Origin of the sequence: Mesorhizobium sp. M0800 (genome assembly GCF_040320095.1) — a bacterium.
GTDB lineage: Bacteria > Pseudomonadota > Alphaproteobacteria > Rhizobiales > Rhizobiaceae > Mesorhizobium.
In genome coordinates, this window is the sequence record NZ_JAMYOZ010000024.1 from 69,791 (window position 1) to 95,000 (window position 25,210).

22 protein-coding genes (1 of these 22 only partly in view) are annotated in these 25,210 nt (G+C 64.0%); 17 read left to right on the plus strand and 5 right to left on the minus strand.

The annotated features are described in order from the left end of the window. The first annotated feature begins 12 nt into the window (after positions 1–12). From grxC to NKI18_RS23965, 3 genes are read left to right on the plus strand one after another with little or no spacing between them, the layout of a single operon-like run. Positions 13–282: a glutaredoxin 3 gene (gene grxC / locus NKI18_RS23955; protein ID WP_352619594.1), complete on the plus strand. Its 270-nt coding sequence runs from the start codon at positions 13–15 to the stop codon at positions 280–282. Between the two features lie 10 nt (positions 283–292). Beyond that, on the plus strand, positions 293–1,159 hold the full coding sequence (locus NKI18_RS23960; RefSeq protein WP_352619612.1) for a carbon-nitrogen hydrolase family protein: 867 nt from the start codon (positions 293–295) through the stop codon (positions 1,157–1,159). Then, complete coding sequence (locus NKI18_RS23965) at positions 1,156–1,581, plus strand: DUF1178 family protein (RefSeq protein WP_352619595.1); 426 nt, start codon at positions 1,156–1,158, stop codon at positions 1,579–1,581. Before NKI18_RS23960 ends, NKI18_RS23965 begins: the two co-directional genes overlap by 4 nt. Positions 1,582–1,687: 106 nt before the next feature. On the opposite strand, the gene NKI18_RS23970 is transcribed toward NKI18_RS23965, so the two are convergent. Further along, positions 1,688–2,470 carry an SDR family NAD(P)-dependent oxidoreductase gene (locus tag NKI18_RS23970; RefSeq protein ID WP_352619596.1) on the minus strand — a complete coding sequence of 261 codons (783 nt, stop codon included), beginning with the start codon at positions 2,468–2,470 and terminating at the stop codon, positions 1,688–1,690. 180 nt (positions 2,471–2,650) lie between these two features. Between NKI18_RS23970 and NKI18_RS23975 the strand changes: the two genes are divergently transcribed. Then, the gene (locus NKI18_RS23975) at positions 2,651–3,871 is read left to right on the plus strand and encodes a helix-turn-helix domain-containing protein (RefSeq protein ID WP_353020742.1); all 1,221 of its coding nucleotides are present in this window, start codon (positions 2,651–2,653) and stop codon (positions 3,869–3,871) included. A 9-nt stretch (positions 3,872–3,880) separates the two neighbouring features. Further along, positions 3,881–4,534 (plus strand): Vgb family protein, encoded by a 654-nt coding sequence (locus tag NKI18_RS23980; RefSeq protein ID WP_352471321.1) that lies wholly within the window; start codon positions 3,881–3,883, stop codon positions 4,532–4,534. A gap of 39 nt (positions 4,535–4,573) precedes the next feature. Here NKI18_RS23980 and NKI18_RS23985 read toward each other — a convergent pair whose 3' ends face one another. After that, positions 4,574–5,059: a MarR family winged helix-turn-helix transcriptional regulator gene (locus NKI18_RS23985; RefSeq protein ID WP_352619598.1), complete on the minus strand. Its 486-nt coding sequence runs from the start codon at positions 5,057–5,059 to the stop codon at positions 4,574–4,576. Positions 5,060–5,160: 101 nt separating this feature from the next. On the opposite strand from NKI18_RS23985, the gene NKI18_RS23990 reads away from it, so the two are divergent. Beyond that, positions 5,161–6,051 carry a DMT family transporter gene (locus NKI18_RS23990; protein WP_352619599.1) on the plus strand — a complete coding sequence of 297 codons (891 nt, stop codon included), beginning with the start codon at positions 5,161–5,163 and terminating at the stop codon, positions 6,049–6,051. A gap of 19 nt (positions 6,052–6,070) precedes the next feature. On the opposite strand, the gene ubiG is transcribed toward NKI18_RS23990, so the two are convergent. Beyond that, entirely contained in the window at positions 6,071–6,820 is a 750-nt protein-coding gene (ubiG, locus tag NKI18_RS23995; RefSeq protein WP_023675148.1) for a bifunctional 2-polyprenyl-6-hydroxyphenol methylase/3-demethylubiquinol 3-O-methyltransferase UbiG, read from the minus strand. A 214-nt stretch (positions 6,821–7,034) separates the two neighbouring features. Between ubiG and NKI18_RS24000 the strand changes: the two genes are divergently transcribed. From NKI18_RS24000 to NKI18_RS24045, 10 genes are all read left to right on the plus strand, one after another. Then, entirely contained in the window at positions 7,035–7,604 is a 570-nt protein-coding gene (locus NKI18_RS24000; RefSeq protein ID WP_352619600.1) for a putative glycolipid-binding domain-containing protein, read from the plus strand. A 122-nt stretch (positions 7,605–7,726) separates the two neighbouring features. After that, positions 7,727–9,958 (plus strand): diguanylate cyclase, encoded by a 2,232-nt coding sequence (locus tag NKI18_RS24005; protein WP_352619601.1) that lies wholly within the window; start codon positions 7,727–7,729, stop codon positions 9,956–9,958. A gap of 162 nt (positions 9,959–10,120) precedes the next feature. Next, positions 10,121–11,374, plus strand: a complete 1,254-nt coding sequence (locus NKI18_RS24010; RefSeq protein ID WP_352471486.1) for an aspartate kinase — start codon at positions 10,121–10,123, stop codon at positions 11,372–11,374. Between the two features lie 181 nt (positions 11,375–11,555). Continuing rightward, complete coding sequence (ptsP, locus tag NKI18_RS24015; protein WP_352619602.1) at positions 11,556–13,826, plus strand: phosphoenolpyruvate--protein phosphotransferase; 2,271 nt, start codon at positions 11,556–11,558, stop codon at positions 13,824–13,826. 8 nt (positions 13,827–13,834) lie between these two features. Beyond that, positions 13,835–14,914, plus strand: coding sequence for a peptide chain release factor 1 (gene prfA / locus NKI18_RS24020; protein ID WP_352619603.1), 1,080 nt, complete (start codon positions 13,835–13,837; stop codon positions 14,912–14,914). Further along, on the plus strand, positions 14,907–15,776 hold the full coding sequence (gene prmC / locus NKI18_RS24025) for a peptide chain release factor N(5)-glutamine methyltransferase (protein ID WP_352619604.1): 870 nt from the start codon (positions 14,907–14,909) through the stop codon (positions 15,774–15,776). The genes prfA and prmC overlap by 8 nt, the downstream gene beginning before the upstream one ends. Before the next feature lie 340 nt (positions 15,777–16,116). Next, positions 16,117–17,079 carry a DUF4167 domain-containing protein gene (locus NKI18_RS24030; protein ID WP_352619605.1) on the plus strand — a complete coding sequence of 321 codons (963 nt, stop codon included), beginning with the start codon at positions 16,117–16,119 and terminating at the stop codon, positions 17,077–17,079. Positions 17,080–17,417: 338 nt separating this feature from the next. Further along, positions 17,418–20,024, plus strand: coding sequence for an ATP-dependent chaperone ClpB (gene clpB / locus NKI18_RS24035; RefSeq protein WP_352619606.1), 2,607 nt, complete (start codon positions 17,418–17,420; stop codon positions 20,022–20,024). Between the two features lie 147 nt (positions 20,025–20,171). After that, complete coding sequence (locus NKI18_RS24040) at positions 20,172–20,537, plus strand: MmcQ/YjbR family DNA-binding protein (RefSeq protein WP_352456638.1); 366 nt, start codon at positions 20,172–20,174, stop codon at positions 20,535–20,537. A gap of 238 nt (positions 20,538–20,775) precedes the next feature. Beyond that, entirely contained in the window at positions 20,776–22,257 is a 1,482-nt protein-coding gene (locus NKI18_RS24045; protein WP_352619607.1) for a L,D-transpeptidase family protein, read from the plus strand. 237 nt (positions 22,258–22,494) lie between these two features. Here the strand turns inward: NKI18_RS24045 and NKI18_RS24050 are convergent, their stop codons facing one another. Further along, the gene (locus NKI18_RS24050) at positions 22,495–22,911 is read right to left on the minus strand and encodes a TMEM175 family protein (protein WP_352619608.1); all 417 of its coding nucleotides are present in this window, start codon (positions 22,909–22,911) and stop codon (positions 22,495–22,497) included. A gap of 168 nt (positions 22,912–23,079) precedes the next feature. On the opposite strand from NKI18_RS24050, the gene NKI18_RS24055 reads away from it, so the two are divergent. Continuing rightward, positions 23,080–24,645 (plus strand): MFS transporter, encoded by a 1,566-nt coding sequence (locus NKI18_RS24055; protein ID WP_353020750.1) that lies wholly within the window; start codon positions 23,080–23,082, stop codon positions 24,643–24,645. A 17-nt stretch (positions 24,646–24,662) separates the two neighbouring features. Here the strand turns inward: NKI18_RS24055 and NKI18_RS24060 are convergent, their stop codons facing one another. Continuing rightward, on the minus strand, positions 24,663–25,210 hold the 3' portion of the coding sequence (locus tag NKI18_RS24060; protein WP_352619610.1) for a M23 family metallopeptidase. Its footprint extends 1,411 nt past the window's final position; the window shows 548 of its 1,959 coding nt (coding positions 1,412–1,959); its start codon lies off the right edge, out of view; it ends in the stop codon at positions 24,663–24,665.

The following is a 25,210-nucleotide window of genomic DNA, read 5'->3' on the forward strand; positions in this document are numbered from 1 at the left end:
GGTTGCTGACCGATGGTCGATGTGACGATCTACACGCGGATGATGTGCGGCTATTGCACCGCGGCCAAGCGGCTGCTCGACAGGAAGGGTATCGCCTATACCGAGCACGACGCCTCCTTCTCGCCGGAACTGCGCCGGGAAATGATTTCCCGGGCCCACGGCCGTTCCACCTTTCCGCAGATATTCATCGGCGACACGCATGTCGGCGGCTCCGACGATCTCCACGAATTGGAGGCGGAAGGACGGCTGGACAGATTGCTCGCCAACGGCTCGACCAGATAGGGACATGACGATGGGTGCTTTCAAGGCGGCGGCGATCCAGATGCGTTCGGGAACCAGCCCGGAGCGCAATGCGGTCGATCTGGAACGGCTGGTGCGCGAGGCGGCAGGCCTTGGCGCGAGCTACATCCAGACCCCGGAAATGACCGGCGCGCTGATCCGCGACAGCCAGGCGCGGGCCGCTTCGTTCACGTCCGAAGACAAGGACATCGTCGTCTCGATTTCGCGGAAGCTGGCCAAGGAGCTCGGCATCTTCCTGCATATCGGCTCGACCGCCATTCTGCGCGCCGACGGCAAGCTCGCCAACCGCGCGCTTTTGTTCGGGCCGGACGGCGCAATCCTTGCCGTCTATGACAAGATCCACATGTTCGACGTCGATCTCGACAATGGCGAGAGCTGGCGCGAATCCGCCGCTTATGAGCCGGGCACCGAGGCTGTCGTCACCGAAATCGAGGGCGCGAAGCTCGGCTTTGCCGTCTGCTACGATCTGCGCTTTCCGCAGCTGTTCCGTGCCGAGGCGCTGGCCGGCGCCGATCTGCTTTCGGTGCCCGCCGCCTTCACCCGCCAGACCGGCGAAGCGCATTGGCATGTGCTGCTCAGGGCGCGCGCCATCGAGAACGGCGCCTATGTCGTCGCCGCCGCGCAAGGCGGCGTGCACGAGGACGGCCGCGAAACCTATGGCCATTCGCTGATCGTCGATCCCTGGGGCCGCGTCATCGCCGAGGCGGCGCATGACGAGCCGGCGGTGATCGTCGCCGAGATCGACCCGGCGCAGTCCGTCGCCGCGCGCAAGAAGATACCGAACCTCAAGAACGCACGCGATTTTGCGGTAAACGCCGGTTCGGCGGAGGCAATGCCGCTCAGGGGTGCCGCCTCTTGATCCGCTTTTCCCTGATCTGCGAGCACGAGCACCAATTCGAGGCCTGGTTCCGCAGCAACGACGATTTCGACACACAGAAGAGGCGCGGTTTCGTCGATTGCCCGGCCTGCGGCTCGCACAAGGTCGAGAAGGCGCTGATGGCGCCTGCCGTCTCCACCGGGCGCAAGCGCGAAAGCATCGCGCTGGCCATGGGCGAGGCGCAAAAGCAGGCGCTGGCGCAGCTCAAGGCCATGGCCGACAAGGTGCGCGAGAATGCCGACTATGTCGGCGACAAATTTGCCGAGGAAGCGCGCAAGATCCATTTCGGCGAAAGCGATCCGCGCGGCATCTATGGCGAGGCGACGCTGGACGAGGCCAAGAGCCTGGCCGAGGATGGCGTCGAGTTCATGCCTATTCCAAGTTTCCCCGACGACCGCAACTGATCCGTCAACCTGCTCCGTACATAGCGAGGCATCTCTTCGCCAGGCAGCGCCGTGAAGGTCGGGGCGGCGCCGAAGGGCGGCGATGCCGCCACCCCCGCACAGGCGTCTAGGCCGAGCAGCAAGGATGGGGCTCGCGGGCAATCGTTTCGCTGCTTCTTTCATGCCCACTGCCTGACGGGCTTGCTTCCGCATAGGCTGCAAACTGGCGTTCAAGCGCCTTGACTGCACTGCTGCGCCAGCCCTCCGCCAGGGATTCCGACATGGGATCGGGGAAGATTTCCTCTTCGCCGTTCTCCACGCCGTTCAGGATTGCCCGCGCGACAGACTCCGGAGAGGCTTTCGCGATGTCCAGGCCCCGTGTCATGTCCGTGTCCACCGGGCCGGGAAGGACCCTGTGGACGCTGATACCCCGTCCGGCCAAAAGGGTGCGCAACGACTGCGACAGCGAGAACGAGGCCGCCTTCGAGATCGAGTAAGCCGGACTGAACGGCACGGCCGCAATCGAGGCCAGCGACAGAATGTTGACGATGGCTCCCCGCGACCGGGCCAGCAACGGCAGCAGAGCCCGGGTAACGTCATACGAGCCGAAGAGGTTTACGGCGAGCTGTTGTTCGAGCACACGACGGTCGCTGAGGTCATCGAAGGGCGATACGCCGGCGTTGTTGATGAGGATATCGAGAGCATCGATCTTCTCGACCGCCTCCCGGATCTGCGCAGCGTTGGTCACATCCATGGTCAGGGACGTCACACGCCGGTCCGGGTGGGCCATGGCTTGGCGGGTTGCAGCATAGACGCGCTTTACGCCTCTGCTCAGGGCTTCCTCGACCAGTGCCCGACCGATGCCCCGATTGGCTCCAGTCACCAGGATGGTTGAACCTTCGATCTTCATTGCGTCTCTCCTAGTGCTTATCGTTGCGTTCGAGCTCAGTGCACAGTCTAGCCGCGACTCAAGGTTGGCGCGCCGCAACTCAGGTTGGCTACAGTCGCCGTTGTCGATACGACTGGTTGGTGAGATGGACTTAGCGCCGGATGTCGAAGCCATGGGAGTGACAAGTGTGACGGGATTCCGATGGACTCGCTGATCACGGCCGCGGCGCATGCGCTCGCGGCGGGCGATCCGCTCGGCGCCTTGAAGCGGGTTGCGCTGCGCGACGATGCGCCGGCACTGGCGTTGCGCGGTATCGCGATGGCGCAGCTTGGCGACCTGGTTCGGGCGAAGGTTCTTCTCAAGAGGGCGGCGCACGCATTCAGCCCGAGGGAGGCTGTGGCCCGCGCGCGGTGTATCGTCGCCGAGGCCGAGATCGCGCTCGTCTCGCGGGACCTTACCTGGCCGGCCAAGGCACTCGACGCCGCACGGGCGACGCTTGAAAAGCATGGCGACCGCGTCAATGCCGCGCATGCGCGCAACCTCGACGTTCGGCGCCTGCTGCTGATCGGCCATCTCGACGAAGCCGAGCGCAGGCTGGACGGCTTCGATCCCTCGCCGCTGCCGCCGGCATCGCGGGCCGCCCACGAGCTGGCTGTCGCCGGCATCGCCATCCGCCGCTTGCGGACCGGCCCTGCGCGCGCCGCGCTTGGCCTGGCGGCGCGGGCGGCGCGCGCGTCCGGCATCCCCGCGCTGATCGCGGAGGTGGAGAGCGCATCGCTGGTGCTGGACACGCCGGCCGCGCGCCTTGTCGCGCGTGGCGGGGAACGGCCCCTCCTGCTCGATGAAGTCGAAGCGCTCCTGGCGTCGGGGGCGCTCGTGGTGGATGCATGCCGCAATGTCGTGCGGGTCGCAGACAACGTCGTCTCGCTGGCGACCCGCCCGGTGCTGTTCGCGCTGGCCCGCGCGCTGGCCGAAGCCTGGCCGGGGGACGTGGCAAGATCGACGCTCATTGCGCGCGCTTTCCGCGGAAAGGACGCGGACGAATCACATCGCGCACGATTGCGCGTCGAAGTCGGGCGGCTTCGCGCGGAGCTTCGGAGCTTGGCGGATGTGAGCGCGACGAAGCGGGGCTTTGCGCTGGCCCCGCGCCGCGCAGGTGAGGTCGTCGTGCTGGCGCCGCCCGTCGAAGAAGAGCATGCCGCCGTGCTCGCCTTCCTAGCCGACGGCGAGTCTTGGTCGAGTTCGGCCCTGGCGATTGCGCTTGGAGCCAGTTCGCGTACCGTGCAGCGAGCGCTCGAGCAGCTCGCCCAGGCCGGCAAGGTGCAGTCGTTCGGCCGCGGACGGGCGCGTCGCTGGATGACCCCGCCGCTGACGGGTTTCCCGACAATCTTGTTACTCCCCGGCCCACTGCCGGGCTACTAGGATGGAATCATGGAACGATCCGCAGCCGAAATCCTTCGAGAATATGGACCCTTTCCGGGTGTCGACCACGTGGACGGCGTTACCTTCGACGGTGAGCATGTCTGGTTTGCCTCAGGCGACAGATTGAACGCCTTCGATCCGGCGAGCGGCAAAGTGGTGCGCTCGATCGATGTCGCGGCACACGCCGGAACGGCCTTCGACGGCCAGCACCTCTATCAGATCGCCGAGGATCGTATCCAGAAGATCGATCCGAAGAATGGCCAGGTCCTGGCCACGATCCCGGCGCCCGGCAATGGCGGTGATTCCGGGCTCGCCTGGGCCGAAGGAACACTCTGGGTCGGGCAGCATCGGGGCCGAAAGATTCATCAGGTCGATCCCGAGACAGGGGCAATCCTTCGCACCATCGTTTCCAACCGCGTCGTCACCGGCGTCAGCTGGGTCGACGGCGAGCTGTGGCATGGCACCTGGGAGGGTGAGGAGAGCGATGTCAGGCGGATCGATCCTGAAACGGGAAAGGTCCTTGAGAAGCTAGATATGCCGCCGGGAACAGGCGTGTCGGGGCTCGAATCCGATGGCGGCGACCAGTTTTTCTGTGGCGGCGGAAACAGCGGCAAGATCAGAGCTGTTCGCCGGCCCAAACGAGGCTCGGCGACCAGGATCTGAGTTTTTCCATCCCCTCGGCCCGGCCCTTGGCCGGTTCGGTTAGTTCAGGCTCGCTATCAGTTTTTCGAGCAGGCGTGCGAGCATGATCTGCTCCGGGCGTGCTAATCCAGAAAGTATCTGGTGCTCGTTGGCGACGTGAGCGGTAACCGCCTCGTCAATCAACGCCAGACCCTTTTTAGTCAGCTGCACGACAATGCCGCGGCGATCGTCGGGGTGCGGCCCGCGCTTGATCAGGCCGGATTTCTCGAGCCGATCGAGGCGGTTGGTCATCGCGCCCGACGTCACCATCGTCGCCTCGTAGAGAGCCGTCGGCGTCAGCGCGTATGGCGGCCCGGAACGACGCAGCGTCGCCAGCACATCGAATTCTCCGGATTGCAGCCCGTAACTTGCAAACAGCGGCGCCAGCCGCTCTCGTGCGATCAGCGAGGCGGCCTCGTTCAACCGTCCGAGCACGGCCATCGGCGAGACATCGAGATCCGGCCGTTCCCTTTTCCATTGCCCGATCGCTTTTGCTGCGCGATCCATGTCTCTCACCGTTATGTATCTTGACGTGAAGAATCTTTACCTTATCTTACCTCAGCTTGCGATATTGGCCAAGTGCCGCGAACGAGCGACGGGACGGTGCGATGAAATTTCTCTGGGACTCGGCGCTTGGCCTTCTGGTTGTCACCGGTGGACTGCTCGGCCTGACGCTGCCGTTCGGCAAGATCGCGACGGCGGCCGGCGTGGCCGCCATGGTCTGGGCCTTCGTCATCTCGCTTGGTGCCGGCGGCGTGCTTTTATGCGCATTGCTGCTCAACGGGAAGCGCATGCGGCTTACGCCGCACAGGCTGCGCTATTTCTTCGTCACCGCGGCCGTCTCATATGCAATCCCCAATCTGCTGATGTTTTCGGCCATTCCGCATCTGGGCGCCGGCTACAGCGGCATCATGTTCACGCTGTCGCCGGTCGTCACGCTGGTGTTCTCGATGCTGCTCGGCGTCAGGCGCCCGACCATGCTGGGCATCGTCGGCATAGTCGTCGGTTTTGTCGGCGCAGTCATGGTGGCGGTGACGCGCGGCGAAGCGGGCCAGCCGGCCGAATTTTTCTGGGTTGCGATGGGCCTGCTCATCCCGGTCAGCCTCGCCGCCGGCAACATTTACCGCACCGTCGACTGGCCCGAAGGCACCGGCCCGATCGAGCTCGCCGTCGGCAGCCATCTGGCAGCAGCCTTGATGCTGTTTGCCGGCATTCTGGTCCTGCTTGGCGGCAATGCATTCGGCTCGCTCGGCGGCGTGCCGCTGGTTGCTGCGGCACAGGTGGCATCAGCCTCGGCGATGTTCGCCTTCTTCTTCCGCCTGCAAGCGGTCGGCGGCCCGGTCTATCTCAGCCAGATCGGCTACGTCGCGGCGGCGGTCGGGCTGTTTGCCGGGACCCTCTTCCTCGGCGAGCGCTATCAACTGCTGACCTGGGCCGGTGCCGTCATCATCACCGCCGGCGTGTTCATCACCACCAAGGCGCAAAGCCAGAGGCTATAGAGGCCAGAAGGCGTAAGCTTCAGACGGATGCCTTCTCCGCCAGCACCATGTAGTTGACGTCCATGTCCTTCGAGCGCTGCCAGCGGTCGGCGAGCGGGTTGTAGGTGACGCCGGTGCGGTCGATGACGGTCAGGCCGGCGCCGGCAAGCGCCTTTTCCAGTTCCTCGGGGCGCACCAGCTTGCCGAACTGGTGGGTGCCGCGTGGCAGCCAACGCAGCACATATTCGGCGCCGATGATGGCCAGGCCCAGGGCCTTCAGCGTGCGGTTGATGGTGGCGACGAACATGATGCCGCCAGGCTTGACCATCTCGCCGCATTTGGCCAGGAACAGATCGACATTGGCGACATGCTCGACCACTTCCATGTTGAGGATGACATCGAATTTTTCGCCGGCATCGGCAAGGTCTTCCGCGGTCGTGGCGCGATAATCCACGCTCACGCCGACTTCCGCCGCATGCAGCTTGGCCACTTCGATGTTGGTGGCGGAGGCATCGGCGCCGACCACTTCGGCGCCAAGCCGCGCCATCGGCTCGCACAAAAGCCCGCCGCCGCAGCCGATGTCAAGGAAGCGCAGGCCTTCGAACGGCCGTGCCGCACGCGGATCGCGGCCGAAGCGGGCCGCCACCTGGTCGCGGATATAGGCAAGCCGGATCGGGTTGAACTTGTGCAACGGGCGGAACTTGCCGTTCGGGTTCCACCATTCGGCGGCAAGGGCGGAAAAGCGTTCCACCTCTCCGGCATCGATCGTCGATCGTCGGGGCTCTGGCATGGCGTGGTCTCCTCGGACGCTAGGAAGTCGGGCGCGAGGCTGCGAATGTCAAGGCGCGAAATTCACCGCCGGTGGTGCGATGGGCGCGATGCCTTCCGGCGCCGCCTTTTGCCGGCTGCATTTGTGTCAGCACGTGTCAGTTGATGGTGTGCCGGAAGGAAACGCCTAGGCTTTGGCGGACGAAGCAGAGACATCGGGTTCGGAGGAGTGCGCAATGATGCGAGCGGTTGCTTCCATTCTTTGGCGCCGGCTTGACCAGGAAGGCCACGACGCTTGCCTTCTGTCGGAAGCGAGTTCCGGGTGGAACCTCAGGGGACACGCGCTTTTCGTCCAGGACGGCGAGCCGTGCAGCATCGCCTACGAGGCGGACTGCGACGCCGATTGGCATACACGATCGGCGCGCGCCGACGGCTTTCTCGGCACGCAAGAGCTGCATTACAGGATCGACCGGCTGACCGAGCGCCAATGGACGCTGAACGGCGAGCATCAAGCGGAAGTAGACGGTCTCATCGATGTCGATCTCGGCTTCACGCCCGCCACAAACCTTTTGGCGCTTCGCCGTTTTGCCCTCGATGTCGGTATGGCGACGCCCGCGCCGGCAGCCTATCTGACATTTCCCGAACTCAGGCTCGTTCGCCTCGAGCAAACCTATCAGCGCGTCGATGCTGCACATTACGCCTATGCCGCCCCGATGTTCGGCTACCACGAGACACTGGAGGTCTCGCCGCTCGGTTTCGTCCTCGACTATCCGCGGCTGTGGCAGGCCATCGTGCGGACGGGCTGAACCGCCCGCGTTGGGAGTGCAGCTGGCCGGTGTGGCTTAACGGCAAATTTACGATATTGGCGGTTTCTTAACGTTGGGTCAGTGTTTGGCATTTAGATTGCTGTCCGAGTAGGGGCAGCCCGGTGCGCATAAGAACCCAGATAGTCGCGACATTGTTCAGCGCCGTGGCCTTGATCGGCCTGGTCGGCGGCGTTGCGATCGTCTCGCAGATATCGCTGACCAAATCCGTGGCGCTGGCCGAGGCGACAAGCGTCGCACGGCAGTTGGCCGAAACTATTGCCTTCAGGGCATCGGACGCGCCGCGTTCATTATTCGAGAGACCCGATGCGCTCCGCGAATTCGTGACTTTGCAGCACGGCCGCTCGAAACGCGATCTCGTCATCGTAGACAAAAACAAGGTTATTTTCGCCGACGTTCCGGGAGAAGAGCAAAATATCGGCACGACGTTCGACTACGATCCCGGCAATGAAATCGCCCGGACGATTGACGACGGCGTGCCGCGCAACTTCGTCGAGGCCAGTGCCGACGTGGCCGATCCGATTGACCTGGTTGCGGTGCCGATCGAGGATGCACCCGGCAAGATCGTCGGCGCCGTCCTGTTCGAGTACACGCCGCTGCTGCGTGCCGCACAGCAGCGCACGAACGATATGCTGTGGCTTGTGGGCCCGTGTACCGCGGCAGCCGTGCTGATCGCGGCGGCCTCCGCCTTCCTGTTGTTGCGAGGCTTCAGTAAAGGCCTTGCTGGTCTCAACCGCGGCATCGAATCGCTGGCGCGCGGCGACGCCGGGGCACGTATCGGCCGCACCTCCGATGACGAGTTCGGACAGTTGGCGCAAGGGTTCGACACTATGGCCTCCGAAATCGAAGCCTCGCGCGCTCAACTTGTCGATCAGAAGGCCTACATCGAAGACATCGTCCAGACCGTTGCCGAAGGCATCGCCGTCATCGACGGCAAGGGTCAGGTCGTGTCCGTCAATCCGGCGGCAGCCGAGATCATCGGGCGGCGCAGCGACAAGGTCGTGGGGCAGGACTGGCAGTCGGCCCTGGATATCAGGGGGCCGTCGGGAGACAAGCCCGCGTCGGGAACATCTCCGGTCGAACTGGCCATGACCACCGGCCGCCGCCACCAGAATGAGGTGAGGCTGGCAAAACCGGATGGGACCTCCTTGCCCGTGGTCGTCAGCTGCAATCCGCTCAACCGCGCCGATGGCGGCATCGTGCTGACGCTCAGCGACATCAGCGACCTGCGCAGTGCCGAGCGGGCGGTGCACGATCGTGCCGAAGAACTGGCGAGGCTCAATCGTGAACTGAAAGAGACATCGGAGGCCACGACTCGCCTGGTCAAGCTCGGCGAACTGCTTCAGGCCTGCGTCACTTTTCACGAGGCATTTTCCGTCGTCGGCTCCGCCATGCCTGATTTCTTCGGCGGATTGAGCGGAACCGTTCACCTGACCAGTGCGTCGCGCAACCTCGTGGAGGAGATGGCGCATTGGGGCACCATCCGGTCGAGCGTCGGCCAGTTCGGACCGGAAGGTTGTTGGGCGCTGCGGCGCGGCCAGGAGCACATCGCCGGTCCAGGCATGCTGACGCCGCGCTGCAACCACATCACCGAAAATGGCGGCCGCGGTTATGTCTGTATGCCTCTAGCAGCGCAGGGAGAGACACTTGGCATCCTGCATCTGTGCGAGCCGAATGCCGTTGACAAGCCGGAGTGGCTTGCCGAACGGCAGCAGATACTGCGTGGCGTCGTCGATACGCTGGCGTTGGCGCTTGGCAATCTGCGTCTGCGCGAGACGTTGCGGCAGCAGTCGATCCGGGATCCCAACACCGGGCTCTACAATCGCCGCTACCTTGAGGAGACCAGCAGCCGCGAGCTCAGGCGCCTGGAACGTGCCGAGCAGCCGCTGACGTTGATCATGCTCGATGTCGATCATTTCAAGCAGTTCAACGATACGTTCGGCCACGAAGCGGGGGATCTCGTCCTCAAGCAGGTGGCCGCCACGCTGGTCGACCATGTCAGGGAAAGCGACGTGGTTTCGCGCTACGGCGGCGAGGAATTTGCCTTGATGATGCCTGGAACGTCACTGGCCGATGGCGCCGATCGCGCCGAAGCTCTGCGAAAGGCGATCAAGCAGCTGCATGTCACGCACCGCGGCCGCACGCTCGGCACCATCACCGCGTCGTTCGGGGTCGCCGCCTTCCCGGAGCTCGGCGCCTCATGGGCGGAGATCGTCAATGCCGCGGATCGCGCTTTGTATCAGGCAAAGGCTGAGGGCCGTGACCGCGTCATCGCCGGAGCGGGTCTCGCCCGTGTCGAGCAGCAAAAGCCAAAACTCACCAAGAGCGTGGCTTGAAATCTGGTTGATGGACGGGCAAGGCGACGGAATCCTCACCGCCTTGCGAAACCGCGATCATTTGGCTAAGGAGGCCGCGCATTGAGCGCCCGGCCACAGCTTGGCGCATTTTTCCGCTTTTCGGCCTCCGGTCCGGCATCCAGTCAAAGGCATTTCGCTTCTATGGCGCGCATCGTGATGAAATTCGGCGGAACCTCCGTCGCCGACATCGCCCGCATCCGCAATGTGGCGCGTCATGTCAAACGCGAGGTCGACGCCGGCCATGAGGTCGCCGTCGTGGTCTCGGCGATGTCCGGCAAGACCAACGAGCTCGTGCAATGGACGCGCGAGGCCTCGCCGATGCACGATGCGCGTGAATATGACGCCGTGGTCGCGTCCGGCGAGCAGGTCACTGCCGGCTTGCTGGCGATCGCGCTGCAGAATATCGGCGTGCATGCCCGCTCCTGGCAAGGCTGGCAGATCCCGATCAAGACCGACAACGCGCATGGCGCGGCGCGCATTCTCGATATCGACGGCGGATTCCTGATCAAGCGCTTCGGCGAAGGCCAGGTGGCGGTGGTCGCCGGTTTCCAAGGCATCGGGCCGGACAACCGGATCGCAACGCTCGGCCGCGGCGGTTCCGATACCAGCGCTGTCGCCATCGCGGCAGCGGTCAAGGCCGACCGCTGCGATATCTACACCGATGTCGACGGGGTCTACACGACCGATCCGCGCATCGAGCCGAAGGCGCGGCGGCTGGCCAAGATTTCCTTCGAGGAAATGCTCGAAATGGCCTCGCTCGGGGCCAAGGTCCTGCAGGTGCGCTCGGTCGAGCTTGCCATGGTGCACAGGGTGCGTACGTTTGTGCGGTCGTCCTTCGACGATCCCGACGCACCCGGAATGGGGGATTTGCTCAATCCGCCGGGAACGCTTATTTGCGACGAGGAAGAGATCGTGGAACAGCAGGTCGTCACCGGAATTGCCTATGCCAAGGATGAAGCGCAGATTTCGCTGCGCCGCGTCGGCGACCGGCCGGGCGTCGCCGCCGGCATTTTCGGGCCGCTGGCCGAGGCCAACATCAACGTCGACATGATCGTCCAGAACATTTCCGAGGACGGCAAGTTCACCGACATGACCTTCACCGTGCCATCCGGCGACGTCGACAAGGCGCTCGCCGTGCTCGAGCGGCTGAAGGCGACGATCGGCTACGACGTGGTGCAGTCGGAAGCCGGCATGTCGAAGGTCTCGGTCATCGGCATCGGCATGCGCAGCCATGCCGGCGTCGCCGCCACCGCCTTCAAGGCGCTGGCCGACCGCGCGATCAACATCCGCGCCATCACGACGTCCGAAATCAAGATTTCGATCCTGATCGACGGTCCCTATACGGAACTAGCAGTTCGCACTTTGCATTCCGTGTACGGTCTGGATAAGCAGTAGCAGACTGCATCGGCCCGAAAATCGGAATCGATTTTCGGAAGGCAGGATGCAGCGGATCGAAAATCTTGGAGCGGTCTTTATGCGTCCAATTGGACGATGGCGCTCTAATTGAGTTGTTGCGTTTGTGCCGCTGTGCAGGGCAACCTGCACCGGTTGAAACGCTATTGGAGAAGAAGCCGCGATGCGTGATTCGGCCAGTGGCCCGCGCGTTTTGCTGAAACGGCTCCGCGAGCTCATGCAAGAGCCGCTGGAGCCGCAGGAGCGGCTTGACCGAATCGTGCGCGACATCGCCTCCAACATGGTTGCCGAGGTCTGCTCGCTCTATGTGCTGCGCGCCGATTCGGTGCTCGAACTCTACGCCACCGAAGGCCTGAACCCGAACGCCGTCCACCTGGCGCAGCTCAGGCTGGGCCAAGGCCTGGTCGGCACGATCGCGGCCTCGGCGCGGCCGCTCAACCTCTCCAATGCACAGGAGCATCCTGCCTTCGCCTACCTGCCGGAGACAGGGGAAGAAATCTATAATTCCTTCCTCGGCGTGCCGGTGCTGCGGGCAGGGCGGACACTCGGCGTCCTGGTCGTGCAGAACAAGACCATGCGCCATTATCGCGACGACGAGGTCGAGGCGCTGGAAACAACGGCGATGGTGATCGCCGAGATGATCGCCACCGGCGATCTGGAGCGGCTGACAAGGCCCGGCCTCGAGCTCGATCTGCGCCGCCCGGTAAGCTTTACCGGCCTGTCCTTCAACGAAGGCGTCGGTCTCGGCCATGTGGTGCTGCACGAGCCGCGCATCGTCGTCACCAATCTTTTCAACGAGGACAGCGAGGAAGAGGTCAGGCGGCTCGACGCCTCCCTCGGCTCGCTCCGGCTCTCCATCGACGACATGCTGGAGCGCCGTGACGTCGCCTTCGAGGGCGAGCATCGCCAGGTGCTCGAAGCCTATCGCATGTTCGCCAACGACCGCGGCTGGGTGCGCCGGCTCGAAGAGGCGATCCGCAACGGCCTGACGGCCGAAGCGGCGGTCGAAAAGGTGCAGAGCGACATGCGTGCCCGCATGCTGCACATGACCGATCCGTATCTGCGCGAACGGATGAGCGATTTCGACGATCTCGCCAATCGGCTGCTGCGGCAGCTGATGGGGCGCGGGCCGGAGGACGTCGCGGCCTCGCTGCCCAAGGACGCCATCATCGTCGCCCGCTCCATGGGTGCTGCGGAGCTGCTCGATTATCCCAGGGACAAGCTGCGCGGGCTGGTGCTGGAGGACGGCGCGGCGACCAGCCATGTCGTCATCGTGGCGCGGGCCATGGGCATTCCGGTCGCCGGCCAGATGAAGGGCGCCGTTTCCATGGCGGAAAACGGCGATGCCATCATCGTCGACGGCGAGGAAGGCGCTATCCATCTGCGCCCGCAGCCCGACCTCGAGGCGGCCTATGCCGAGAAAGTGCGTTTCCGGGCGCGGCGGCAGGAGGTCTACCGCGAGCTGCGCAAGAAGCCGTCGGTGACTAAGGACGGTGTCCAGGTCGACCTTCTGATGAATGCCGGGCTGGCGGTCGACCTGCCGCAACTGGCCGAAGCGGGCGCGGCCGGCATCGGCCTGTTCCGCACCGAGCTGCAATTCATGGTCGCCTCGACCTTTCCGCGCGCGGAAGCCCAGGAGCGCTTGTACCGTGACGTGCTCGAGGCGGCGCGCGACAAGCCGGTGACGTTCCGCACCATCGATATTGGCGGCGACAAGGTGCTGCCCTATTTCAAGGGCTCGATCCAGGAGGAAAATCCGGCGCTCGGCTGGCGGGCCATCCGCCTGACGCTCGACCGGCCCGGATTGCTGCGCACCCAGATCCGCGCGCTGCTCAAGGCGTGCGGCGGGCGCGAACTGAAGCTGATGCTGCCAATGGTGACGGAACTCGGCGAGATCGCGCAGGCGCGCGAGATCATCGATCGCGAGGTGCGGCATCTGTCGCGCTTTGCCCATCATTTGCCGACCAGCCTGAAGCTTGGGGCGATGCTGGAGGTGCCGTCGTTGCTGTTCCAGCTCGACGAACTGATGAAGGCGGTCGATTTCGTCTCGGTCGGCTCGAACGACCTGTTCCAGTTCGTCATGGCGGTGGATCGCGGCAACACCCAATTGTCCGACCGCTTCGACCCGCTCTCGACGCCGTTCCTGCGTGTCCTGAAGCAGATTGCCGACGCCGGGGCGCGCAACCAGACGCCGGTGACCTTGTGCGGCGAACTTGCCGGCAAGCCGATCTCGGCGATGGCGCTGATCGGCCTTGGCTATCGCTCGATCTCGATGTCGCCGGCATCGATCGGCCCGGTCAAGGCGATGCTGACGGAACTGCCGCTCAGCGAACTGGAAGCGTTCTTCGACGACAATCTGATGGCGCCGGGGCATGGCCTGCCGATGCGGGCGCTGCTGCAAGCCTTTGCCGACGACCGCTCTATACCGCTATAGACTTCGCCATGATCAACCTGCCCCGCGACCGTATGGATCAAGTCGTCAAGCGTTTCGACATGCTCGAAGCGCAGATGTCGGCCGGGCCGGCGGCGGACGCCTATGTCAGGATGGCCTCCGAATATGCCGACATCCAGGAGATGGTGGCAAAGATCAGGGCGATGCGCGCCGCCGAGCGCGAACAGGCCGATCTGGAGGCGATGCTCGCCGACAAGGGCACCGACGCCGAGATGCGGGCCTTGGCCGAGGCCGATCTGCCAGGGGTCAAGCATCACATCGAGGCGCTGCAGAAGGACATCCAGATCCTGCTGTTGCCCAAGGATGCCGCCGACGACAAGAACGCCATCCTCGAGATCCGCGCCGGCACCGGCGGCGACGAGGCGGCGCTTTTCGCCGGCGACCTGTTTCGCATGTACGAGCGCTATGCCGCGGCGCATGGCTGGCGTTTCGAGACGGTGTCGGCCAGCGAGGGTGAGGTCGGCGGCTACAAGGAAATCATCGCCACCGTTTCGGGCAAGGGCGTCTTTGCCCATCTGAAGTTCGAATCCGGCGTGCACCGGGTGCAGCGCGTGCCGACGACCGAGGCGGGCGGACGCATTCATACCTCGGCGGCGACGGTCGCGGTGCTGCCGGAAGCCGAAGAGGTCGACATCGACATCAGGGCCGATGACATCCGCATCGACACGATGCGCGCCTCGGGTTCCGGCGGCCAGCACGTCAACACCACCGATTCGGCCGTGCGCATCACCCATCTGCCGACCGGCATCATGGTGGTGCAAGCGGAAAAGTCGCAGCACCAGAACCGGGCGAAGGCCATGCAGATCCTGCGCGCCAGGCTCTACGACCTCGAGCGCAGCAAGGCGGACGAGGAACGTTCCGAATCGCGCAAGTCGCAGGTCGGCTCGGGCGACCGCTCGGAACGCATCCGCACCTATAATTTTCCGCAGGGTCGCGTCACCGATCATCGTATCAACCTGACGCTCTATAAGCTCGACCGGATGATGATGGGCGAACTCGACGAGATCATCGACGCGCTGATCGCCGATCACCAGTCGAAGCTGCTCGCCGATATCGGCATCGATGGCTGACAGCCTGCCCGCCACGCTGGCGCCGCTGCTGCGGGAGGCGCGAAACCGGCTCACCGCAGCCGGTGTCGCGGATCCGGCGCTCGATGCCAGGTTGATCGTCGAGCATTTTTCCGGCACCAGTCGCACGCAGGCCATCGCCGATCCCGGGCGCGCTGTCGATGCGGACGTGACGGCGGTAATCGAAGCCGCCTTGCGGCGGCGCATCGCCGGCGAGCCGGTACACCGGATCCTTGGCTACCGCGAATTCTACGGCTTGCGCCTTTCGCTTTCGCCGCAAACGCTGGAGCCGCGGCCGGATACCGAAACGCTGGTCGAGGCTATACTGCCCTTCGTCAAGGCAATGGCGGCACGCGAGGGCGGCTGCCGCATCCTCGATCTAGGGACCGGTACCGGTGCCATCGCGCTGGCGCTGCTCAGCGCCGTTCCGGCCGCGACCGCCACCGGCGGTGACATTTCGCAGGAGGCGCTGGCCACAGCCATGCGTAATGCCGGGGAATTGGGGCTCGCCGGCCGGTTCACGCCGCTCAAATCCGACTGGTTTGAAAAAGTTTCTGGCCGGTACCATGTAATTGTCGCAAACCCTCCCTATATACCCTCAGACGACATTGGAAATCTGCAGGACGAGGTCCGCGGTTTCGATCCACGCCAGGCCCTCGATGGCGGTGTGGACGGTCTGAGCCCCTACAGGAAGATCGCCGCGGGAGCGGCAGCGTATTTGGAACTCCAAGGCAGGATTGCGGTCGAGATCGGCCATACGCAGCACCAACAGGTTACGGAGATATTCTCCGCGGCCGGGTACCGTTCGGTCGGGGTGTTTCGTGATCTCGGCGGAAACGACAGAGTTCTTGTGTTCGAACGGTGAAAGCCGTGATGCAGTGCGAAAAAAGCGCTTGGCAATACCGGGGAATGCGGCTAGGGTCGCGTTAACCGGATGAGACGAAGCAGGCAGTGCTCTTAGCGATTCGGTTTTCCTTGGAAATAGCTGCCTTCTTGCGCAAACGACGCCCAAGCTTCGTGCGGGAATCGTCCGGCAAGTGAAGTAACCGGAACAGGATGGCACGTGGCGCCAACGCAATTGATGCGGGCGAACGCCGGTGAAGGAACGAAACGGCTGGTCGCATGAGCGCCTCCGTTCGTGAAGAGTTTTTCGAAAATTTCAAAGTGAAGAGAGTCTAATGAGGCCACAACAGCAAAACAGGCGCATGCGCGGTCGCAACAACAGTGGCGGCGGCGGCAACAACAATAACAACAACAACCGTAAGGGGCCGAATCCCCTGACGCGCAACTACGAGAGCAACGGCCCGGACGTGAAGATCCGCGGGTCGGCTCAGCAGATTGCCGAGAAGTACGCAACCCTTGCCCGTGACGCGCAAAGCTCCGGCGACCGGGTGATGGCGGAAAACTATCTCCAGCATGCAGAGCACTATAACCGCATCATCGCAGCCGCTCAGGCGCAGATGCCGATCCAGAACGCCCAGCAGAATCGCGACGATTTCGACGATGACGGCGACGAGGATCGCGACGAGTTCGACAATGCCGGCAACAACAATGCCAACGAGACGTCGGGTTCGGCGGTCAATCACGGGGCCGGCCCGCAGCCGGTCATCGATGGCACGCCGGCCGAGCTGGCGCTGAACCAGGAAAACAGCCGCGACAATCGGGGCGGCCGCGACAACCGTGACGGCCGCGACAACAATGGCGGACGCCACCGCGACCGTCGCCCCAATGGCGGTTACGGCCAGAACGGCCAGCGCGGCGAGTATGGCGCGCGCGGCGAGCAGCAGGGTGGCCAACGCGTCGAACAGCCACGGCGCGACGAGACGCCGGCGCAGGCGGAGCCCGTGCCGGCCGCTGAGCCGGTCTTTGTGAGCGAGCCCGCACCGCAATTCGAAAACCTTTCGCCAGCGGGTCTCGCCGCCCAGGCCGAGCTCAACGAAGCCGCGGCCGAAAACAGCCCGGCACGCCGCCCCAGGCGTCCGCGCCGTCCGCGGCTCGATGTCGAACAGGCAAATGGCGGCAACGACAACGCCGGCCGTGACAGTGCCGAGACAAGCAGTGCCGAGACAAGCAATGCCGAGACTGGCAATACCGACGCTGGCAATGTCGATGCAGCGCCGGCTGAGGGCCCCGGCGGTCAAGCTGTGATCGCAGACGTCGAGAATTGATCGAAAAAGCGTTCAGCCGACCTTAGCGCATCCTTTAGCCCAAAAGCGCGTCGCGTTCGACCGGCCTCATGCGACGCGCTTTAGGTTCTGTTTTGATGCATGTCGTTATCGCAAAACCGCTGCACACTTTTGCGCGACATGCATAGACGGCGGAGAGAAATCTCCGCCGTTTTTGTTTTGCGCGCTCGGAATATTATGCGTTCGCCAGTGTCGAGTCTTGAGGGTCCGTGGTTTGCGTCCCATATCTTGCGTGAACAGGATCCGGCTCGAACGGGCGGGTCCGTCACCGCAATCTGATCCGGTGCCGCGAAGCGGGCCGGTGACGGAAGGAGACAGGCATGAATCTTGAAAAATATTCCGAGCGCGTGCGCGGCTTTATCCAGTCCGCGCAAACCATGGCGCTTTCCCGCAGCCACCAGCAATTCACCCCCGAGCATATCCTCAAGGTCCTTGTCGATGACGACGAGGGCCTGGCTGCGTCGCTGATCGAGCGCGCCGGCGGCAATGTCCGTGACGTCAAGCTCGGCGTCGAAACGGCACTGGAGGCAATGCCCAAGGTCGAGGGCGGCAATGGCCAGCTCTATCTGGCGCAGCCGCTGGCAAAGGTGTTTTCGACCGCCGAGGAACTGGCCAAGAAGGCCAGTGACAGCTTCGTCACCGTCGAACGGCTATTGCAGGCGCTGGCCATGGAAAAATCGGCCAAGACCGCCGACATCCTAGCCAAGGCCGGTGTCACGCCGCAGGCGCTGAACCAAGTCATCAACGACGTACGCAAAGGTCGCACTGCCGATTCGGCAAGCGCCGAGCAGGGCTACGACGCACTGAAGAAATACGCGCGCGACCTGACGGCGGACGCCCGCGCGGGCAAGCTCGATCCGGTCATCGGCCGCGACGACGAAATCCGCCGCACCATCCAGGTGCTGTCGCGCCGCACCAAGAACAACCCAGTGCTGATCGGCGAACCCGGCGTCGGCAAGACGGCGATCGCCGAAGGGCTGGCGCTGCGCATCGTCAATGGCGATGTGCCGGAATCGCTCAAGGACAAGCAGCTGATGGCGCTCGACATGGGGTCGCTGATCGCCGGCGCCAAGTACCGCGGCGAGTTCGAGGAGCGGCTGAAGGCGGTACTTTCCGAAGTCACGTCTGCCGCCGGCGGCATCATCCTGTTCATCGACGAGATGCACACGCTGGTCGGCGCCGGCAAGGCGGATGGCGCCATGGATGCGTCGAACCTGCTGAAGCCGGCGCTGGCCCGCGGCGAACTGCATTGTGTCGGCGCCACCACGCTCGACGAATACCGCAAGCATGTCGAGAAGGATGCGGCCCTTGCCCGCCGCTTCCAGCCGGTCTTCGTCAATGAGCCGACGGTCGAAGACACTGTCTCGATCCTGCGCGGCCTGAAAGAGAAATACGAGCAGCACCACAAGGTGCGCATCTCGGATTCGGCACTGGTCGCGGCCGCAACCCTGTCCAACCGCTACATCGCTGACCGCTTCCTGCCGGACAAGGCGATCGACCTGGTCGACGAGGCCGCCTCGCGGCTCCGCATGCAGGTCGATTCGAAGCCCGAGGCGCTGGACGAGATCGACCGCCGCATCATGCAGCTCAAGATCGAGCGCGAGGCGCTCAAGGTCGAGAAGGACGATGCCTCGAAGGACCGGCTCGCCCGGCTTGAGAAGGAACTCTCGAACCTCGAGGAGGAATCGACCGAGCTGACCTCGAAATGGCAGGCCGAGAAGCAGAAGCTCGGGCTTGCCGCCGACCTCAAGAAGCAGCTCGACGAGGCGCGCAACGAACTTGCCATTGCCCAGCGCAAGGGCGAATTCCAGCGCGCCGGCGAACTTGCCTATGGCAAGATCCCGGAACTCGAAAAGCAGCTGAAGCAGGCTGAAGCCAGGGATGGCAAGGCCGGCATGGTCGAGGAAGTGGTCGGCCCCGATCACGTCGCCCATATTGTGTCGCGCTGGACGGGGATCCCGGTCGACAAGATGCTGGAAGGCGAGCGCGACAAGCTGTTGCGCATGGAAGACGAGGTCGGCAAGCGCGTCGTCGGCCAGGGCGAGGCGGTGCAGGCGGTGTCGAAAGCGGTGCGCCGTGCGCGCGCCGGCCTGCAGGACCCGAACCGGCCGCTCGGCTCGTTCATGTTCCTCGGGCCGACGGGCGTCGGCAAGACCGAACTGACGAAGGCGCTGGCCAGCTTCCTGTTCGACGACGAGAGCGCGATGGTGCGCATCGACATGTCGGAGTTCATGGAGAAGCATTCGGTCGCCCGGCTGATCGGCGCGCCTCCCGGCTATGTCGGCTACGAGGAAGGCGGCGCGCTGACCGAAGCGATACGGCGGCGGCCCTATCAGGTCGTGCTGTTCGACGAGATCGAGAAGGCGCATCCTGATGTCTTCAACGTGCTGCTGCAGGTGCTCGACGACGGCCGGCTGACCGATGGGCAGGGCCGCACGGTCGATTTCCGCAACACGCTGATCATCATGACATCGAACCTCGGCGGCGAATATCTGGTCAATCTCGGAGAGGACCAGGATGTCGACGTCGTGCGCGACGAGGTGATGAATGTCGTCAGGGCTTCGTTCCGGCCGGAATTCCTCAACCGCATCGACGAGGTAATCCTGTTCCACCGGCTGCGCCGGCAGGATATGGGTCGTATCGTCGAGATCCAGCTCAAGCGCCTGGAAAACCTGCTTGTCGACCGCAAGATCGCGCTTTCGCTCGATCAGGAGGCGATCGACTGGCTGGCGGCCAAGGGTTACGACCCGGCCTATGGCGCGCGGCCGCTGAAGCGGGTGATGCAGAAGGAATTGCAGGACCCCCTGGCGGAAAAGATCCTGCTCGGCGAGATCCTCGACGGCTCAACCGTCAAGGTCACCGCCGGCTCCGACCGCTTGAACTTCCGCTCGAAGCCCGCGGTCGTGGCAACCGAGGCAGCCGCCTGAGCTCAAGCCAAGAGCCTGTTCCATCCCGATCGAATCGGGATGGAATTCCTGTCTTCAATCTCGACCATGATCCTTTCCGAAAAACCGGCATACCCTTTTGTTACGCCGGCCTTCGGTTCATGGTCCAACATCACTGGCGGGGCGCAGATGACGCTGGACGACTATAACAGCTTCTGCGCCTCGCTGCCTTCGGCGACCCATGTCGTGCAGTGGGGCGGCGCCCATGTCTGGAAGGTCGGCGGCAAGGTCTTCGCGATCGGCGGCTGGAGTGAGGGCAAGGAGCCGTTCGTTACCTTCAAATGCTCCGACATCGCCTATGACGTGCTGAGGGAGCAGCCGGGCCTTCGGCCCGCGCCCTATCTTGCCTCACGCGGCATGAAATGGATCCAGCGCCAGACCGGCGAAAGCATGGATGATGGCGCGCTGAAGGATTATTTGCGCGAAAGCCACCGTCTTGTCGTGCTGAAGCTGACGAAGCAGGCACGCAAGGAATTGGGACTCGCTGCCGGTTAATCGGTCAGAAATCCGCCATCTTCATGCCCGGTTCATATTGGAACCTTATCGTTGGCAACTGATTTGCTGGCGAAGGGGTTCGCCTACCACATCGGCCCGAAATCGAGTTTTGATTTTCGCAAAGCACGATGCGGAGATTTAAAGCGTTAGAGCGTCCTTTGCGCGTCGAAAAAGACGCGCGGCGCTTTGAAGAGACAATGCCGGCGGCGGCAATTACGGACCGGAGAATTTGGCCATCATGTTGCGCACCATCTTCACCCTTTCAGCGCTTGCTGCCGGGCTGCTGGCGTCGAATGCGATGGCCTCGCCAATAGTGGATACCGCGCCACGGGTGGTTCGTGCCGCCAATGGCGGCGGCATTCTTGTCGCCCAGAACGGCAATCTCGATATCTACTACGATGCCAGGGGAAACCGCGTCATCGTCGATGCGGAGACCGGCAAGGTCATCGCCATCCAGCCGCCGCAGACCAGGCTCGACCGCCGCGCCTTGCGCCGCGAGCGCTTGCGCAACCTCGGACCGGTCGAGGACGACCCCTATTATCTCGACGACCCGCAGGACATGGCGCGCTATCGCCGCAGGCAGATGGAAGACGAGGGCAGGGTCATCATACCGCCGGCTGACGAGTACGACCCCTATGGCGACAATTCGGTGGAAGCCTTCCCCGAAGCGCCACGGGATGACGGCTACGGCAACGGTTATCCGGAGGCAGCGCAGCCGGTAAAGCCGCGCACCATCGAGCGCCAGCCGCTCAACGAGGCCTCGATCGAGCCGGTCGAGCCGACGGTGCCGAACGAGCAGGCGGCCTTACCGCCAGACACAGCCCCGCCGCCAAGCACTGGCGGCAAGACGGCGGTCGACCCGTCGCTTGCGCTCGGCGCCCGCGAGGACGTGGCGGCACTGCAGGTGCTGCTCGACCGTGCCGGTGCATCGCCCGGCGTCATCGACGGACGCTTCGGCTCGAATGTCGACAAGGCGCTCGCCGCCTATAATGAGATCACCGGCAGCAATCTGAAATCGACCGACGCAATCGGCATCCAGGCGGCCCTGGCGCAATCCGGCGGCGATGCCTTCGCCTCCTATACGATCACGCCCGAGGATGCGGCCGGTCCCTATGTCGCCTCGATACCGGAGGACTACAGCCAAAAGGCGCAGCTCGATCGGATGGGCTACACGTCGGTACCCGAAGCGCTGGCCGAGCGCTTCCATATGGATGAAACCTATCTGAACAAGCTCAATCCGGACGCCAATTTCAATCGTCCGGGCACCATCATCAAGGTCGCCAATTTCGGCAGGCTGGTGGCGACGCCGGTGGCGCGCATCATCGCCGACAAGTCCAATAAGCAGGTCCGCGCCTATGATGCGGCGGGCAAGCTGGTCGCAGCCTATCCGGCGACTATCGGCTCGTCCGACACGCCGTCGCCGTCCGGCACACATGCGGTGTCGCGTGTCGCATTGGACCCGAACTACACCTACAACCCGAACATCAATTTCAAGCAGGGCGAAAACGACAGGATCCTGACCATCCCGCCGGGGCCGAACGGCCCGGTCGGCTCGGTCTGGATTGCGCTGGACAAGCCGACCTACGGCATTCACGGCACGCCGGATCCGTCCAAGATCGGCAAGACCGAAAGCCATGGCTGCGTGCGGCTGACCAATTGGGACGCGCGCGAGCTTGCCAAGATCGTGACGCCCGGCGTTATCGTGGAGTTCGTCGACTAAAGCGCAACGCCTTCGCCCGAATTACCCGATGACCTTGCGCAGCAGTGGCGCGCGCAGCGCTGCGGCATAGATCAGCTGCACCACCAGGATGAAGCCGACGCTGAGCAACGGGCTGATCAGGCAGAGTGCAGCGCCGACGGCCCACAGGATCTGTGCCTTGACGATGCGCAGATAGACCGTTCGGGTGGTCTCCGCGTCGACACCTTCGGCCAGAAATCCGTTTTTGTCCGCGTAGCGTCAACTGGCGAGCAGCGTCAGTCCGAGCATCAAAAGATTGAACCAGTAGACGAGCACCGCAGTCCTGAATTCGAGGAAGTCGGCGAGAAGGTCGGTCGAGAACGGCAGCAAGGCGATGAAGCCGAGGAAGCAGAGGTTCAGCGTGGCAAGCCGCCGGTCGGATTTTGCAATCAGCCCGTGTTGCGCCTGCTGGCCGAACCAGAAGATGGTCAGCGTCAGGAAGCTGAGCGCATAGGTCAGGAAGCGCGGCGCCAGTGCTGTGATCGCTGTGATCAACTCGCGTTCGGAATGCACCGTTTCATGCGCCGGCACCCTGATCTCGAGAACGATCAGGGTGAGCGCGATGGCGAACACGCCGTCGGTGATGCCGACGACGCGCCCGCGTCCTTCCGCCGAGGGTTCGAGCGGTCGTTTCATGCGGTATTTCCCCCTTGCCTGTAGCGCTGCGAGAAGCTTAGCACGGCACTTGCCGTTTGCACCCTGAGCGGCGTGATCCTGGCTGTGTGGCCAGGTTGGGCCTGGTTTCAACGAGAACAGCGTGCTGGCCGGTTGTCGCCAGCGCGCCGGCGATCTAGGTAAGGCGGCATGCACACGCCAACCAAAGTCGGTACCGGCGCCGTTCCCCTGACCGGCTCACTTCCCGCCGATACGTTCTGTCCGCAGGCGCAGCGGCGGTTCGTGCTGATCGCCGCGATCCTGGCTTCTGCGCTCGGCTTCATCGACGGGTCGGTCCTGGCCATTGCGACGCCGGCGATCCGCGTCGACCTCGGCGCCAGCCTCGCCGAGGCACAATGGATTTCCAATGCCTACGCATTGACACTCTCAGCCCTCATTCTCGTCGGCGGCGCCGCCGGCGATCGCTTCGGCCTGCGCCACTCCTTCGTCGCCGGCATCGTCCTGTTCATTGCCGCCTCGCTTGCCTGCGCGCTGGCGCCTAACCCGACGGTGCTTATTGCGTTTCGGGCTATCCAGGGTGTCGGAGCGGCCATCATGGTGCCGGGCAGCCTGGCCATTATCGCCAAAGCCTATCCGAAAAAGGAACGCGGCCGGGCGATCGGCATCTGGGCCGCAGCATCAGCACTGACGACGGCGCTCGGCCCGGTGCTGGGCGGCTTCGTGCTGTCGGCGTTCGGCGACGGCATCTGGCGGGCGATCTTCGCCATCAATCTGCCGCTCGGCCTTATCTCGGTCTATCTTCTGCTGGCCAAGGTCCCTGCCGACGCGCCGGCGGAAAAGCGCGGCCTCGATCTCGGCGGCGCTGCACTCGCCATATTGGCGTTCGGAGCTCTCGCTTACGGTCTGACCTCGATGAGCGGCGACGGGGAGGGGCTGATGTCCGGCCCGAGTATTGCCGCCGGTGCGGTTTTGCTCGTCGTGTTCATCGTCTTCGAGCGCCGGCGGCGCGAGCCGATGATCGAGCTGTCGTTGTTTCGAATCGGCGCGTTCGCGGGCGCCAATGTGGCGACCTTCTTCCTTTATTTCGCGCTGTCGGCCAATCTGTTCTATCTGCCGATGCTCATGATCGCCGGATGGGGGCTGAGCGCGGCCGAGGTCGGTTTCATCTTCCTGCCGCTGTCGGCATTGATCGCAGTGTTGTCCGGACCGGTCGGCCAGTGGTCCGACCGCATCGGGCCTCGCTTTCCGATCGCCAGCGGCAGTCTGGTTGTGGCTCTTGCCTTTGCCGGACTTGCCTTGCTGGCCTATTGGGGCATCCACAATTTCTGGATCGGGGTATTCCCGCTGATGGCTCTGATGGGGTTCGGCATGGCGGTGGTGGTATCGCCGCTGTCGACCGCAGTCATGACGGCGGTCGAGGACAAGGATACGGGTGCGGCCTCGGGCATCAACAACGCCGTCTCGCGCATCGGCGGCCTGATTGCCGTGGCGGCGATGGGATCGCTGGCGGCCTGGGTCTATGCTGGCGTGCTCGGCACCGCTGCCGGCTCCGGCATTCCGGGTTTCGGCGAACCGCCGCCAGCCGGCCTGGCGCCCGGCCTCGATGCGGCACGACTTGCCGCCAGCGACGCGGCATTCGCCGCCGTTGCCGCGGTGACCGCGCTGCTTTGCCTGTTTTCGGCAATCACCGCGTGGACGACGGTTTCCGGCGAGCGGCTGCCATGGGCGCGCGACACGGCGAATCAGCAGGGCTGACGACGAAAAACGTCGGCTCAGCCTTCGATCTTGGCGCTCGCGACCTTCAACTGATTGCTGTCTTCCTGCTTGAGCAGGTCGTCGATGCGTTCGCGCTCGCGCTTGAAGGCGACGAGGTCGTCGCCCTTCAGCGTCTTGCCGACCGGTAGGCGGACGCGCATCGAATCGACCTTTGTGCCGTTGACGATCAGTTCGTAATGAAGATGCGGACCGGTGGAGAGGCCGGTTGAGCCGAGATAGCCGATAACCTGACCCTGGCGAACGCGAACACCCGGCTCGATGCCTTTGGCAAAGGCGCTCTGGTGATTGTAGGACGTCTCGTAGCCATTGGCGTGACGCAAGATGATCTGCTTGCCATAGCCACCGGCCCAGCCGGCTTTTTCGACGACGCCGTTGCCCGCGGCAATGATCGGCGATCCCACGGGAGCTGCCCAGTCGGTGCCGGTGTGCATTTTCACATACCCCAAAATGGGATGACGCCTGGCACCGAACCCGGACGTAAACCGGCCATTGGGCAAGGGATTGCGCAGCAGAAACTGCTCGGCGCTGCTGCCGTTTTCGTCGA

What these genes read in the sequence shown, in the direction of transcription:
- NKI18_RS23990 (WP_352619599.1), top strand. Translation starts at nt 5,161, where the DNA reads ATGAAATTTCTCTGGGACTCGGCGCTTGGCCTTCTGGTTGTCACCGGT.
- grxC (WP_352619594.1), top strand. Translation starts at nt 13, where the DNA reads ATGGTCGATGTGACGATCTACACGCGGATGATGTGCGGCTATTGCACC.
- prmC (WP_352619604.1), top strand. Translation starts at nt 14,907, where the DNA reads ATGGCTGACAGCCTGCCCGCCACGCTGGCGCCGCTGCTGCGGGAGGCG.
- NKI18_RS24050 (WP_352619608.1), bottom strand. Translation starts at nt 22,911, where the DNA reads ATGAAACGACCGCTCGAACCCTCGGCGGAAGGACGCGGGCGCGTCGTC.
- NKI18_RS24030 (WP_352619605.1), top strand. Translation starts at nt 16,117, where the DNA reads ATGCGCGGTCGCAACAACAGTGGCGGCGGCGGCAACAACAATAACAAC.
- ptsP (WP_352619602.1), top strand. Translation starts at nt 11,556, where the DNA reads ATGCGTGATTCGGCCAGTGGCCCGCGCGTTTTGCTGAAACGGCTCCGC.
- NKI18_RS24010 (WP_352471486.1), top strand. Translation starts at nt 10,121, where the DNA reads ATGGCGCGCATCGTGATGAAATTCGGCGGAACCTCCGTCGCCGACATC.
- NKI18_RS23985 (WP_352619598.1), bottom strand. Translation starts at nt 5,059, where the DNA reads ATGGATCGCGCAGCAAAAGCGATCGGGCAATGGAAAAGGGAACGGCCG.
- NKI18_RS23960 (WP_352619612.1), top strand. Translation starts at nt 293, where the DNA reads ATGGGTGCTTTCAAGGCGGCGGCGATCCAGATGCGTTCGGGAACCAGC.
- NKI18_RS24045 (WP_352619607.1), top strand. Translation starts at nt 20,776, where the DNA reads ATGTTGCGCACCATCTTCACCCTTTCAGCGCTTGCTGCCGGGCTGCTG.
- NKI18_RS24000 (WP_352619600.1), top strand. Translation starts at nt 7,035, where the DNA reads ATGATGCGAGCGGTTGCTTCCATTCTTTGGCGCCGGCTTGACCAGGAA.
- ubiG (WP_023675148.1), bottom strand. Translation starts at nt 6,820, where the DNA reads ATGCCAGAGCCCCGACGATCGACGATCGATGCCGGAGAGGTGGAACGC.
- NKI18_RS23970 (WP_352619596.1), bottom strand. Translation starts at nt 2,470, where the DNA reads ATGAAGATCGAAGGTTCAACCATCCTGGTGACTGGAGCCAATCGGGGC.
- clpB (WP_352619606.1), top strand. Translation starts at nt 17,418, where the DNA reads ATGAATCTTGAAAAATATTCCGAGCGCGTGCGCGGCTTTATCCAGTCC.
- NKI18_RS23975 (WP_353020742.1), top strand. Translation starts at nt 2,651, where the DNA reads ATGGACTCGCTGATCACGGCCGCGGCGCATGCGCTCGCGGCGGGCGAT.
- NKI18_RS24040 (WP_352456638.1), top strand. Translation starts at nt 20,172, where the DNA reads ATGACGCTGGACGACTATAACAGCTTCTGCGCCTCGCTGCCTTCGGCG.
- prfA (WP_352619603.1), top strand. Translation starts at nt 13,835, where the DNA reads ATGATCAACCTGCCCCGCGACCGTATGGATCAAGTCGTCAAGCGTTTC.
- NKI18_RS23980 (WP_352471321.1), top strand. Translation starts at nt 3,881, where the DNA reads ATGGAACGATCCGCAGCCGAAATCCTTCGAGAATATGGACCCTTTCCG.
- NKI18_RS24055 (WP_353020750.1), top strand. Translation starts at nt 23,080, where the DNA reads ATGCACACGCCAACCAAAGTCGGTACCGGCGCCGTTCCCCTGACCGGC.